Source organism: Bradyrhizobium sp. NBAIM08 (assembly GCF_020193935.1).
In the GTDB taxonomy this organism is placed as follows: domain Bacteria; phylum Pseudomonadota; class Alphaproteobacteria; order Rhizobiales; family Xanthobacteraceae; genus Bradyrhizobium; species Bradyrhizobium yuanmingense.
Genome location: NZ_JADYVR010001306.1, coordinates 1 through 384 on the forward strand (window position 1 = coordinate 1; position 384 = coordinate 384).

1 protein-coding gene is annotated in these 384 nt (G+C 38.0%); it reads left to right on the forward strand.

Annotation, left to right across the window (positions count from 1 at the left end; genetic code table 11):
* Window positions 1–156: 156 nt before the first annotated feature.
* The coding region (locus tag I6F37_RS44650) for a hypothetical protein (RefSeq protein WP_225155078.1) at window positions 157–384 on the forward strand (228 nt) is incomplete at its 3' end.

A 384-nucleotide genomic window follows, 5' to 3' on the forward strand; every position in this document is an offset into this window, starting at 1 on the left:
CAGGTATCCCGGAAGATTCGATCAGCTAATATGTTTTAGTTGGTTGACTAGGTGTTAATGTTTATTTCAATTTTCACATCAGTTCTCATTACAATTTTTCTGAATCCCTCGAGTTTATGCTTGTTGAACATATTCCAATACCCTTAAAAACCAAAAATGACTGCTAATTTACTCTTTAAATTAAAATCAACTTTTGTATTCGTCCTGTTATTGGGGACGGCAATAGTAGCCAACGCACAGTTGAAAGTTGGAGACAATCCTACGAACATTCAAAAGTCATCAATTTTAGAACTTGAAAGCAGCAGGCAGGGTCTACTTTTACCTCGCCTGGCAGATACTGTGGCAATCAATGCCCTCACTCCACCGGACGGTATGATCATATAT